Annotated in this window: 11 protein-coding genes; all 11 read right to left on the bottom strand. The window is 55.2% G+C overall.

The annotated features are described in order from the left end of the window. Position 1: 1 nt before the first annotated feature. On the bottom strand, positions 2-448 hold the full coding sequence (locus AB1E34_RS10655; protein ID WP_372572325.1) for a hypothetical protein: 447 nt from the start codon (positions 446-448) through the stop codon (positions 2-4). Positions 449-487: 39 nt separating this feature from the next. Beyond that, a complete protein-coding gene (locus tag AB1E34_RS10650; protein WP_372572324.1) occupies positions 488-1,645 on the bottom strand; it encodes an MBL fold metallo-hydrolase in 1,158 nt (385 codons plus the stop codon). Between the two features lie 81 nt (positions 1,646-1,726). After that, positions 1,727-2,776, bottom strand: a complete 1,050-nt coding sequence (locus AB1E34_RS10645; RefSeq protein WP_372572323.1) for an alpha/beta hydrolase — start codon at positions 2,774-2,776, stop codon at positions 1,727-1,729. A 302-nt stretch (positions 2,777-3,078) separates the two neighbouring features. Then, positions 3,079-3,951: a bile acid:sodium symporter family protein gene (locus AB1E34_RS10640; protein WP_372572322.1), complete on the bottom strand. Its 873-nt coding sequence runs from the start codon at positions 3,949-3,951 to the stop codon at positions 3,079-3,081. A gap of 1,054 nt (positions 3,952-5,005) precedes the next feature. Continuing rightward, positions 5,006-5,515 carry a winged helix-turn-helix transcriptional regulator gene (locus AB1E34_RS10635; RefSeq protein ID WP_372572321.1) on the bottom strand — a complete coding sequence of 170 codons (510 nt, stop codon included), beginning with the start codon at positions 5,513-5,515 and terminating at the stop codon, positions 5,006-5,008. Positions 5,516-5,888: 373 nt separating this feature from the next. Continuing rightward, positions 5,889-7,151, bottom strand: a complete 1,263-nt coding sequence (locus AB1E34_RS10630) for a TRAP transporter large permease (RefSeq protein ID WP_372572320.1) — start codon at positions 7,149-7,151, stop codon at positions 5,889-5,891. Further along, positions 7,148-7,657 carry a TRAP transporter small permease gene (locus tag AB1E34_RS10625; protein ID WP_372572319.1) on the bottom strand — a complete coding sequence of 170 codons (510 nt, stop codon included), beginning with the start codon at positions 7,655-7,657 and terminating at the stop codon, positions 7,148-7,150. Before AB1E34_RS10625 ends, AB1E34_RS10630 begins: the two co-directional genes overlap by 4 nt. Positions 7,658-7,919: 262 nt before the next feature. Beyond that, entirely contained in the window at positions 7,920-8,915 is a 996-nt protein-coding gene (locus tag AB1E34_RS10620; protein ID WP_372572318.1) for a TRAP transporter substrate-binding protein, read from the bottom strand. A gap of 241 nt (positions 8,916-9,156) precedes the next feature. Continuing rightward, entirely contained in the window at positions 9,157-9,966 is an 810-nt protein-coding gene (locus tag AB1E34_RS10615; protein ID WP_372572317.1) for an SDR family NAD(P)-dependent oxidoreductase, read from the bottom strand. Between the two features lie 207 nt (positions 9,967-10,173). Continuing rightward, positions 10,174-10,506 carry a hypothetical protein gene (locus tag AB1E34_RS10610; RefSeq protein WP_372572316.1) on the bottom strand — a complete coding sequence of 111 codons (333 nt, stop codon included), beginning with the start codon at positions 10,504-10,506 and terminating at the stop codon, positions 10,174-10,176. Between the two features lie 45 nt (positions 10,507-10,551). Next, positions 10,552-11,700, bottom strand: coding sequence for an MBL fold metallo-hydrolase (locus AB1E34_RS10605; RefSeq protein WP_372572315.1), 1,149 nt, complete (start codon positions 11,698-11,700; stop codon positions 10,552-10,554). Positions 11,701-11,749 lie beyond the last annotated feature (49 nt).

The raw sequence follows: 11,749 nt of genomic DNA, 5'->3' as shown, positions 1-11,749 counted from the left end.
ATCAGGACTCCTTGCGAAGAAAATTGGTTTTCGCACGCAGGGCGGCGGCCTCTTGTTTGACGTCGGGCCAAACTACGACCATCGCGATTGTTGGCAGAACCACCAGCAGAACAATCAGGTAAGGGATCGACGCCAGAACCTCGGGGTCGCGGCCAAACCAGTAGGAATTCGAAAAGTCGGACACTTCGGTGGCAATGCGCTGCAACAGCATGAGGAAAAAAGCCACATAGCTGCGGAACACATAAGTCGCCAGAACCAGACCGCCAAGCGCGACCAGATTGCGTGTGATGTACAGCGACGCAAGATAAGAAGAGCCGGTCTGGTCGGGGTGCATAACGGTGATGTCCTGCATCCCGACAATGGTGACTCCGGTGATCATGACCAGTTCAATTGCCATCAGGATATAGACCCAGATGGGCAGGAACCGCTTTTTGGGGGTGGTGCTCATTTTTAGTTCTCCAGATTTGATGTGTCGTCCGGCCTAGCCTCAGGCTGGGTTGGCGGCTTTCTTTCGGGCTTCGAACAATTTCGTATCGATCCGGCGCACAAGTGCCTTGGGCAGGAAAGATGCGACCTTGTCGATGCGCGGGTTAAAGAGAATCCGGTGCGTTTCACCGAAATTCATGAACGTGCCGAGTTGCAGGGCCGGAACATGCCCGATGTCGGGATATTCTTTCAGCATCCATGCAATCACTTCGTCCGAGCTGTTGCTGGCGGCCAGCGCCGCTTCGTAATCCTCGATGTATTTCAGGCTGAATTCCAGCACCCCCTTGGCAGTCATCTGGTCACTGAACGCGCGCACGATGTGACCGGGGATCACCACCTGCAGGTCCATCTTCAGCCAGTCGCGCAGCTGCTGTTTCCACTGTGCGCGGCTTTCCGGTGTGCTGCCGCCCATCATCATGTGACCGCCGAAATAGCAGATATCGGTCGGCAGCAGCGCCTTGAGATCGGGAATATAGATGACCGTATGCGGCTCATCCGGACGCCCGACACCGGCATCGCCGATCATGTCGTGCCACAGCTGAATTTCGCGACCCTCCAACATGATGGTGGTGGCATCCAGCGGCTCGAACGGCACCGAGGGCACCGCCGCGTTGTCCGCATAGCGTTTAAGCGCGGTTGCATCATCTGAGGCCATGCGGAGTTTTTGCAGTTCCACCACTTTCGGCGCACCGACACATTTGGCATCTGGAAAGCGTTTCAGCAGCTCGGTCGCGCCTTGGGAGTGATCCAGATGGGGATGGTCCAAATAGATATAGGTCAGCTTGCGCCCGGTTTTTTCGATCTCGCCGACAAGTCGCTCGGCCGCATATTTGGTGGCCTGAGCGGTGACACAGATGACTTCCTTGTCCCCCATGATCAGGCTGGAGGACACGTTCAACTCTTCCTGTTCAGAGATGAAGTGCATCAGTTTCAGCGGGCTGTCGGGAACGACAGCTTCGTAGGTACGAAAGGCCGGTCCCTCGACCGATTTGGGGATAAAGAACTCGGGCGGCAGCCTGCCGCCTCCGACCCAGCGACCAAGAAGCACCAGCCCCACCAGCAAGATCAGAACGATCCAGAAGAGGATGGGAACAAACGCGAACAACAGCGCCATAATTGCGATGGCGACGACAAGACGGATTACGGCTTTCTGCGACATGCCAACAGTCCTTCAGGCCCGGGTTCAGTGTTTCTTTGTGGTCAGGTCGGGGATGTGACCCGACCAGCTAAGCGGGGTGACTTATTCCAGCCCTAGATTTGCGCGAATAAAGGCTGCGGTTTTTTCCAGTGCAATTTTGGATTCCGGGGTGTCCAGCGCGGTGTATTGAAAGACGTGCGGCATCCCTTCGTAGAGGTCCAGCGTCACATCGACACCCGCCTGATCCAGCACCTGATAGTGGCGCACGAAATTGCTCAGAAAGGCCTCGCGCGTGCCGCCCTGAATCAGGGTCGGGGGATATTCGATAGAATAGTCGCCATAGATGGGCGAGACATAGGGGTTCGTGAAATCTTCCTTGTCCGCATAGGCCAGCGCCATCGGAACCAGCATCCCATCGATTTTCAGCAGCGGATCATGCGCCTTTAACGTCTGGTATGTGTCACCCTTGGCCGTGTCGATGTCGGACCACGGCGACCAGAGCACGACGGCTGCTGGCATACCCATCCCCTCGTCGCGCATCCGCAGAACAGATCCGGCAGCCAGGGCGCCTCCTGCGGAATCTCCGTAGATTGCGATGTCATCCATCGCATAGCCTTCATCGAGAAGACCCTGCACAACGGCGACAACCTCGGCTGTGGTGGCTTCCCATTTGGACTGCGGCGCAAGGGTGTAGTCGACCGACACGACGCGCAGGCCGCTTTCGGCCGCGACCGATGCGCTTGCGTTCAGCGTGGTCTTTGCCGTCATGAAGGTATAGCCGCCGCCATGGGTATAAACCACGACCTTGCCATTGTCTGTCCAGTTGGGCGGAGTCACACTGACAACCGGAACACCGTTGATCTGCTGCTCTTCAACCGCGACACCGAACCGTGCAATCGCTGCATCATAGTTCGGAAAAAACGCCGCGGTGACCTGCGCCTGTACTGCTTCCCAGATTTCCACTTGATCCGCAGATGGCATGGGCGGGGATGCCGGGCGCTGAGACAGAGCTTCGAGGTAAAGGGCGGCCTCTTGCGAGATCGTGCTGGGGATCGGAGCGGCGGCCTCGCCATTCTGGGCGTGAACTGCAAAAGGAAGCAGCCCAGCCATAGCGGCAGCGATCAATCCGTTACGGGCGCGGGAAACAGTCATGTCGTATCGACTCCTTTGTGTGAGCTTCGCTTAGCATATTTGGTCCCGTTATGAAACCATTACTTTCGTACTCGCACTTAGTTTGCGCGCTTCTTCGCACGTATGCGGCAAATGACCGCGACACGACACAAAAGCCGACAAGGCAAACGCAAGACGTCGTGACCGCCGGGATGGCGGTCACGCATGACTGAGATATTGGATTTGTTAGCGCCCCGCCTCCGGGGCAGGTCATTGGGTCTTGTGCACCCGAGCTTATGGCATGCGCGCCGATCCTCGAAGACCGGCGGCGCAAAGGCGAACCCTTATGAGGAAGAGGATTTGCGGAACAGGTATATGGCGGCAAGGGCGGGTATGAACATGACAACCCCATATACGCCTGCAGGCAGCGTATAGCCGGTGACCAGAGCGTCGGTCGCGACGATTGTTCCTATCGTCACGCCCATAGGTGTGTTCTGAAGACCGGTTTCAATGGAAATCGTCTTCGCCTCGGCTGTAGATCGACCCAATGCAACCGACAGAAAGTAACCCGCAAGAAGAAGAACGGTTATCAAAGTCAGCAATGCTGGCCCCAGCGTGAAGGCGTTTGCCATAAGGACGTTCCAGCCAGCAGCACAGGCCAGGATGAAGATAAGAAGGAATAAAACGACGGCAATCTTATTCAACAGCGGTTCCAAGCCTATCATGACCTTTGGAAAGAAGTGCCTCAGAGTCATGCCAAGTGCTACCGGGACCGCTGACAACAGAAAAAGACGCAGAATGATGTCGGTGATACTCACCTCGACCCCCGAGTCGCTCATGAAGTAGCCCATCGCGAAACTGACGATCAGCGGAACGGAAATGATCGACACGAAGCTGATCACCGCCGTGAGCGTCACGGACAGTGCAACGTCTCCCTGCGCCCATTTCGACAAGACGTTGCTGGTTACCCCGCCCGGGCAAGCAGACAGGATCATCATGCCAACCGCCAGTTCACCTTCGATCCCGAAAGTCACGATTATCAAAAACGTAACAAACGGCACGAGCAGCAATTGATTGAAGGCGCCGGTCAAGAAGGAAAGAGGCCGAACGACCACACGAACGAAATCGCCTACAACCAGACCAACCCCCAACGAAAACATGATGACGGCCAAGCTTAGCGGCAAAAACACCGTTATTACCAAATCAAAAAAAGACATACTCCCCCCGTCTTTACGTTCTGCTAAAGCGAATGCAACGTGCCCACACGCATCCCCTGCTCATGACCGCTGGCGCAACTCCGTGACCGTTTCAACAGCCTATGAGCGAGCCAATGCAGTGCAAAACGAAGTCGCATTCTCTGGATTCTCCACTTCTTAGGTTGCATAACGAAACTTTTATGCAAGATCAAGCAACCCGTGCACTTGTTTGCAGCACTACTTCTTCGTGTGATCTCTGGTCAGCTCGTCCAAAACCGAATTTTTTAGAAAAAAAGAATCTTTAGTTCAATTTCCTGACCACAAATACATACTTTGGCGGAACTTCCACAGCCTTACACGTCAGAGCTTCGGAACGCTCTGTCGCACTATTCGAGACCGCCTTCGATCACTATGTGGAGCTTAATGGTTACAATTCAGAACCCTAGATTTCATGTTGTCACGGGTTGCTCTCCGGGCGAAACAAGGACTTTTGTCCAGAGCAAGGTGATCGGCGCGGAGTAAGAAGAGGTCAACGCTGCACACCTGGAGGGTTACTCGGAGGATGATCTGGGTCATATCGGGTACGGCTTCGGGCCATCTGATCCCGCACTGTTGGATAAGAGCAGGATTGACAGATTTGCCGGAAACTCCCGTTGACCACCGTTGGGCTCATGTGGTTATCGAGAAGGTGGCGAAGCATAGGCGCATCGGTAGAACGGTCTCTCTAGAACTTCTGGTTTTGCCGCTTTTGGCCAGCGCAACCGAAAATCCGCGCGCTAGCAGACCTAGCGCCAAGGACGACTTAAGCTAAGGGTTGGGTACCAAGATGGTCGCAGCCAAGCCGCGCGGACAACCACGGTGTTTGTAATTCGCGCGACGGCTAAGTGCAATTCACTGCAGATAATATTGCGCTGACCAACGTGCTGATATCTGGTCCGGTTGAATTGGGTGAACACCTAAAGCCAGTGCAACCGTTTGATCGGAGACGTGCTGTAAATTTATTGCTTGCTCGCCAGTAGTCCGGCACAGTTTAGGATTGCTGCGGACGGCACCCACTGACCCTGCGAAATGACACCTATCTATTTGACGCTTTGGCCAGGCGGGCAAGGTGATTTGTCGTGCGCTCAGAGGCGCCGGGGCCTGCCGTCATGGTCACATCAGATGAGTTAAGATGTCGCCCCGAATGTGAGAATACCGCGATCGGTTGCACAGGTGATCCCGTTTCCTTATCGACAATGCGTACCGGCTCGCCTTTGCTCCCAAATATCCATTTGTCACCCCACTGGCCGATCGCAACTATGATGGGGAAGAGAGCCTGGCCTTTTGGTGTCAGCACATATGCGCTTCGGCTGCTTCCTTCACGTTGCGGCACCCGCATCATGACTTCGTGCTCGCACAACATGTCCAAACGCGTGGCCAGAATGTTCTTGGCCAAGCCAATATTTCTTTGAAAGTCTGAAAACTTGGAGACCCCGGCAAACGCCTCGCGTATGATCAGAATGCTCCACTTGTCGCCGAAAATATGAAGCGCACGCGCCCAGCTACAGTCGCGTTCCTGCAGGGGTGTTGTGTTCATCTGGTTCATAAAAGCAACCTGCTCTTGGGGTCTGTCTATGTTGCGGCTTGGCCAGTCTGCGCCGCCTTCAACCAAGGGTCATATGGATCGTTCAGCTCTCAATTTGCGCCTTAACGGTCCTATTTCAAAACCTTTGGTTTCCCTTTATCTATGTGACGCAACGTCATAATTCAAGGACATTCAGCGAAACAGGCGAAGGCATTCGCGTAGAATGTCAAAAAAGTCACGGCTAGCTTGCGACCTATTCGCGGTTTTTCAGCCTGCTGCAAAACGCTCACGAGATCGGTGAACATCTCGGCCTGCGCAGCTGCTCAGTATGCGGCCCAACCGCAGGTATTTGCATGCGATGGAACGGGTAAGGTCGCGCCAACCCGTTCCTCGTTCAGCGGACAAGAAACAGGCTGAACCAAGGTACAAATGTCAGCAGCAGCAGCGCCGCAACCATAAGCGCCACAAATGGCAGGGTTCCCTTAACGATGAGGCTGAATTTTTCACGAAACGCGGACATTGCCACAAACAGGTTCAGACCGACGGGCGGCGTCAGCAGGCCGATTTCAAGATTTACGACCATAATCACTGCGAAATGCAGCGGATCAATACCAAGACGCATCGCAGGACCCAACAGCAGTGGCGACAGGATGAGAATCGCCGAGATCACATCGATAAAACACCCGACGATCAACAACAGGACATTGATAGCGAGCAGGAACGCGATCTTGCTGTCGAAATTCTCGACCACCCAGTCGGCCAGCGATTCCTGAACACCCAGGATGGTCAGCAGGTTCTGCATCGCCATGATCACGGCAAGGATGACCACCAGTGTCCCCAGCAGACGCGAGGTTTCGACGCCGACCTGCCAGAAATCTTTCAGCGTCAGTTCCCGATGAACGAAGACCTCGATAATTGCGGCATAGCCAACCGCGACTGCAGCGGATTCTGTGGGCGAGAAGTAACCGCTATAGATGCCCCCCAGCAGGACCACCGGCAACATCATCGCCCAGATGCCACGTCGGAAGGCCCGCACGACCCGCCCCAAATCCAAGGGAGCTGATGGAGAGTGGCGGTTGGCGGCGAAGGCGTAGGTCGACAAGAACAGCGTCAGCACCAGACCCGGAATGAGCGCTGCCAGGAACAGGTCCGCGATCGATATCTCGTTGACGATTCCGTAGATAATCAGCGGGATAGAAGGCGGAATGATAATCCCAAGTGTCCCGGAGGAGGTCAGAGCACCAAGCGCGAAGGATTTCTGGTATCCCGCTTTCAGCAGGGTCGGGTAGAGAATCGCGCCAATCGCCAGCATCGTCACGGTGGAAGAACCGGAAATCGCTGCAAATAAGGCGCAAGACAGGATCGTCGCCACGGCCAAACCACCGGGCATCCATTCGGTCAGCGCTCGGATGATCTCGATCAGCCGTTCGGCGATGGAACCGCGGGACATAAGCGCGCCAGCAACCAGAAACATCGGGATCGACAGAAGGAACGGGCTGTCAATTGCGGCCCACATGTCCTCGAACAAGTACACCGGTTGCCCGTCGCCCCACACCATCAGTGCAAAAATCGAGCAACAAATCAAAACTAGAGGAAGCGGCTGGCGCAACCAAGATAGGCCAAAAAAAATGGTGGCAAGTCCGATAAAGCCAGTCATTGCTCGGCCTCCACAACAGGGTTGATTTCCCGTACGGGTCTGGATTCAGGGTGAATGTAGAAAACGAGGTGTTTGAAGGCTGAAAGTCCAAACGCAAAGACCAAAGCGCTTTGGAACGGCCAGCGCGGAATGCGCAAAACTGCGACTTTGTCTTCAAACTCCATGCTTTGCAGAACGTACTGCACCGCTATCAACGAGATTGCCAAATACAGGATGCATGACAGTAGATCGCTGTGGCGATCAATCAGGTTACGCAAAGCCTGCGGCCCGACATTGTCCAATGCGGACATGCGCAGATGTGTACCCGCCTGCGTAACCATCGCATATCCAAAAAAGCCGGCAACCGCTGCCGCGAGGATGGCAATCTTGGTGGAGCCGAAAATCGACGCGCCGAAAATCTCTCGGGCAATGATTTCGCCCAGGATCATAAGGGTCATCAAGGTATAAGCCGAGACCGCGAGAGTGTTTTCAATCTTGCAGATCAGGCGGTTGATTGCGATCAGCATGGTAGTGTCCTCACTCTCCGGAACCGGGATTTCACCTGTCCCCTGCCAAAAGTTCCCTCAGTTCTAACCCAACAAGCGTCGAAATCCGCACTGGAAAGTATTGCGATCTCGTATTCGCTGGCTGGCCCTTACAGGCAGCAAGTCTACTCGCTCGGTTTCGTGCCTGGCTGTGGGTTGAAACGGCGCAATGACACTGGAACCCCGGACAGGTTGCGAAGGAAACACATCTGCCTCCTCCGCATTCAGGTTTGTCAGAGCAACCTCAATTACACGCTGCTTTTGCCTGCTGAAGCTTTTCCCAGGTTGCGTTGGCGGTGTCCGATACCTGTGCCACGGACTCTGCGCGGTTGGCCTCGGCGATGGCCTTCCAGGCTTCAATTTGCTCGGGCGTCAGTTCCAGAACTGTTCCACCGGCTTCCTTCACTTTTTCAAGCAAGTGCTTCTCGGCCCCCTGGATGATCGGGCGAAGCTTGAGAAACTCGGTACCCGCTTCGCGCAACCATTCCTGCTCCTGCTCGCTCAGACCGTTCCAGGTGCGCTGAGAGACCACCACGACCCCAGGCGTTCGCGCATGTTCGGTCATCGTAATGTTCCCGGTCACCGCTGGAACACCGATGGCGATGCCAAATACAACATTGACGGCCACAGCGTTGATTGCGCCGGTTTTCAGGTTCGGAATGATATCGGCGACACCGGGTGTCGACACCGACGCACCCATCGCCTGAAAATAAGACGAGGATGTCGCAATGGGGGGCGTACGGATTTTTACGCCGCTCAGATCGTCGGGAGAAACAATAGGGGTCTGCGAAAAGACGACTTCCGATCCCAGTTCCGCATAGGTCAGATTGACCACGCCGGCATCGCCAAACATATCACTGAAGATTTCTTCGATATGATTGTCTTCTACGCAATATCGCTGATCCCTTGAATCGAACAGGTAAGATTGTAGCAGCAACTCGATATCCGGCACGGCGAGCGAAATCGCATGTGTCGACAGCGTGGCAATATCAAGACGACCGCTTACTGTCTGGCGAAGCATCTTCTGTTCGTCGCCCAATGCGCTGTTGAAGAAGATCTTGGTTGTCAGTTCGCCACCCGATACCTCTTCGAGTTTTACAGCGAACGCGTTTACGACCTCTCCCCAAGGCGAAGTCTCCGGTACGGCGGTTCCAAAGCGCAATTCGCGTGCGTCAACGTCTTGTGCCATGGCAGCAGTTACGGCGACTGCGCACCCTGCAAGAATAGTTTTCAGTTTCATTGTAGCCCTCCTCCGACTATTTTAAAAATGCATCTTTGATAGGTTCACGTCACGTGGATTTGCTCATTGGTTGCATTTTGGTACCTTTCGTATAACCGAGCTTGTCACCCGTGTCGAGGATTAGTCGCTTGCCAACTCCTGCGGCGCAAACCGCGCCAAGTCAGTTGATCCGAATGGTCCGCGACACGGTTCCGGGCGGAGCGCGCTCCGGATCACAAGTCGAGATGGCGAAACCACGGGCCTATTTCGAGGCGTGAAATTCCTCCAGAAACGCGGGCGCTTTCTTGAGCATTATCTTGAAGGACAATTCGGGGAAGAAGCGACGCAGCGTCACCATCTTGCCCTCAAGCCCGCGCACGATGACGATTTCGCGCTTCCCACGCTTGATATCGCACAGCGCGCGGTCGATCAGATAGGCTGGATCATAGCCCCCTTCGATGAAATCATCGGTTTTGCCAAATGCCTTGCCTTCTCCGGTCAACGCGTTGCGGGCCAGATTCGTCCGCACCGATCCGGGTGCAATGACATGCACTTCAATACCGCGATGACCGACTTCCGTGCGCAGCGCGTCGAAATAGCCGAAGATGCCGTGCTTTGCCGCGCTGTAGGCGGTGCGCAGCGGCGCGCCGAACTTACCCGCGATGCTGGCCATGACGATCAGCCGACCCGAACCCTGCCGGATCATGTGCGGCAGCACCAGTTGGGTCAGGGCAATCGGGGCCATGAGGTCAATGTCGATCAGGCGGCGATAGACAGCAAATGACGTGTCCTTCGCTTCATCGCGCTGCGTGATCCCGGCATTGTTGACCAGAACATCAATGCGCCCGAAGGCGGCAACGGCCTTTTCCACCAATGCGGGCAGCTTGTCGAAGTCGGCCACGTCAAAAGCGATCGGGACGGATCCCGTCAAGCGCTCCGCAACCGGTTTCAACTCGTCTTCGGTCAAAGCTGAGAGGATGAGCTTTGCGCCTTCTGCATGCATCGCTTCGGCGAAAGCCAGACCAATGCCAGAGGACGCTCCTGTAATCCAGACGACCTTATCTTTGAACATTTCGTCCCTCCAAGATGAGTAGATGTCAGTATCAACACGAAATCGGCTTCAAACCTCACTCAGGTACGAGCGATCTTTGAACCAAGAACCAGTCCGCGCGTCAGAACCCAGTGGCCGAACGCGATGACCGCAAGACTAGTGACGCGCTTCGACCCTGTAGATGGCGATAGCGAACAACAGAACCAGAACCTCTAGCACAAGCGTAAATCACCATACGCTCATGCAAGCCATCGACGACAAGGTTGTGATGCGAACCACCAGCAGCAGGCTTGTTAGCGTGGCCAACGGCGAAAACCAGGTCTTTGAACGGATGATAAACATTAGCGAGAAGATCGCCATCGAGAGCAGCCCTGCACCCATGATCGATTTGAGCGTATTTGTGCCAGCAAGCGAAGATGATGTTATATCCAATTTAATCATCTGGCTGGCTGGAGCGAACGCCCAGATGACACCCAGATAAGTTAGAAACAAGAACACCAGTCCGAAATAGGCGAAGCCGACATAGCGTATGGCGTTTTCGAATTTCGAATTAGGCTGCATTGGCCCCTCCCTTGTTTGCCGCCGCCCTCGCGAGCAGCGAGACCCCTAAAAGTTCGCTGCTTTCTTCTTAGCGTCGAACAGCTTCTTGTCGGCCCATTTGACGAAGCCCTTGGGCAAGAACGACGCAACCTTTTCGATCCGCGGATTGAACAACAGCCGATGGGTTTCACCGAAATTGATCAGTGTACCCATGTAGAGCGCCGAGACGTGTTCCTGCTCGGGATACTTCTTGAGCATCTTTTCGATGACTTCATTCGATGTCTTGCTCGACGCGAGTGCCGCTTCGTAGTCTTCGATATAGCCAAGGCTGTATTCCAGCGTGGCCTTGGGCGTCAGCTTGTCAGACCATGTCCGAACGACGTGACCGGGAATGACCACATCCAGGTCCATATCCATATAGCTGCGGATCTGCTCTTTCCACTTCTCCCGCCCTTTGGCCGTGGTGCCGCCCATCATCATATGCGCGCCGAAATAGCAGATATCCGTTGGCAGCAGCGCCTTCAGGTCGGGAATGTAGATAACCGTATGCGGCTCATCCTCTTCACCGATGCCGACATCACCGTACTGGTCGTGCCAGAGTTGAATCTCGCGGCCTTCTAGCATGATCTTGTCGGTATCCAGCGGCTCAAAGGGCAGCGAGGGCACCGCGGCATTATCGCCATAGCGCTTGCGGGCCATCTCGTCATCAGCCGCCATCCGCAGATGCTGCAGCTTGACCACTTTCGGCGCCCCAACGCATTTGGCGTCCGGGAAGCGCTGTTTGAGGATGGTAGCCCCCTGCGAGTGGTCAAGATGCGGGTGATCGAGATAGATATAGGTCAGTTTGCGCCCGGTTTTTTCGATCTCGTCCGCCAGCCGCTCGGCGGCATATTTCGTGGCCTGAGCGGTCACACAGATGACTTCCTTGTCCCCCATGATCAGGCTGGACGAGACGTTGATCTCATTCGCCTGAGAAATGAAGTGCAGCAGCTTCAGCGGGCTATCGGGAACAGCAGCCTCATAGGTCTTGAATTCGGGTCCAACAAGCTCTGATGGAATCGACCCTTCGGCCGCCTGACCGCCGCCTTTGACCCACATGGCAAGCAAAACCAACCCGGCAAGAAGGGCGACGACGATCCAGAACGCGACGCTGGACAGCATAAACAGTCCGGCCATCACGAGCACGAACGCGGCGAGGACAACGATCTTCTTCATGGAGCTTTGCCTTTCGGTTAATCGGCGCGCAGGACTCAAGGGTTTGAGC

The organism is Ruegeria jejuensis (genome assembly GCF_041537905.1).
Lineage (GTDB): Bacteria > Pseudomonadota > Alphaproteobacteria > Rhodobacterales > Rhodobacteraceae > Ruegeria_C.
Note: the sequence above shows the minus strand (reverse complement) of the source record. Positions and strands in the feature narration are given on the sequence as shown.

Excerpts from the sequence above, each read along its gene's own strand:
- AB1E34_RS10655 (WP_372572325.1), bottom strand. The coding sequence starts at position 448 with ATGAGCACCACCCCCAAAAAGCGGTTCCTGCCCATCTGGGTCTATATC.
- AB1E34_RS10650 (WP_372572324.1), bottom strand. The coding sequence starts at position 1,645 with ATGTCGCAGAAAGCCGTAATCCGTCTTGTCGTCGCCATCGCAATTATG.
- AB1E34_RS10645 (WP_372572323.1), bottom strand. The coding sequence starts at position 2,776 with ATGACTGTTTCCCGCGCCCGTAACGGATTGATCGCTGCCGCTATGGCT.
- AB1E34_RS10640 (WP_372572322.1), bottom strand. The coding sequence starts at position 3,951 with ATGTCTTTTTTTGATTTGGTAATAACGGTGTTTTTGCCGCTAAGCTTG.
- AB1E34_RS10635 (WP_372572321.1), bottom strand. The coding sequence starts at position 5,515 with ATGAACCAGATGAACACAACACCCCTGCAGGAACGCGACTGTAGCTGG.
- AB1E34_RS10630 (WP_372572320.1), bottom strand. The coding sequence starts at position 7,151 with ATGACTGGCTTTATCGGACTTGCCACCATTTTTTTTGGCCTATCTTGG.
- AB1E34_RS10625 (WP_372572319.1), bottom strand. The coding sequence starts at position 7,657 with ATGCTGATCGCAATCAACCGCCTGATCTGCAAGATTGAAAACACTCTC.
- AB1E34_RS10620 (WP_372572318.1), bottom strand. The coding sequence starts at position 8,915 with ATGAAACTGAAAACTATTCTTGCAGGGTGCGCAGTCGCCGTAACTGCT.
- AB1E34_RS10615 (WP_372572317.1), bottom strand. The coding sequence starts at position 9,966 with ATGTTCAAAGATAAGGTCGTCTGGATTACAGGAGCGTCCTCTGGCATT.
- AB1E34_RS10610 (WP_372572316.1), bottom strand. The coding sequence starts at position 10,506 with ATGCAGCCTAATTCGAAATTCGAAAACGCCATACGCTATGTCGGCTTC.
- AB1E34_RS10605 (WP_372572315.1), bottom strand. The coding sequence starts at position 11,700 with ATGAAGAAGATCGTTGTCCTCGCCGCGTTCGTGCTCGTGATGGCCGGA.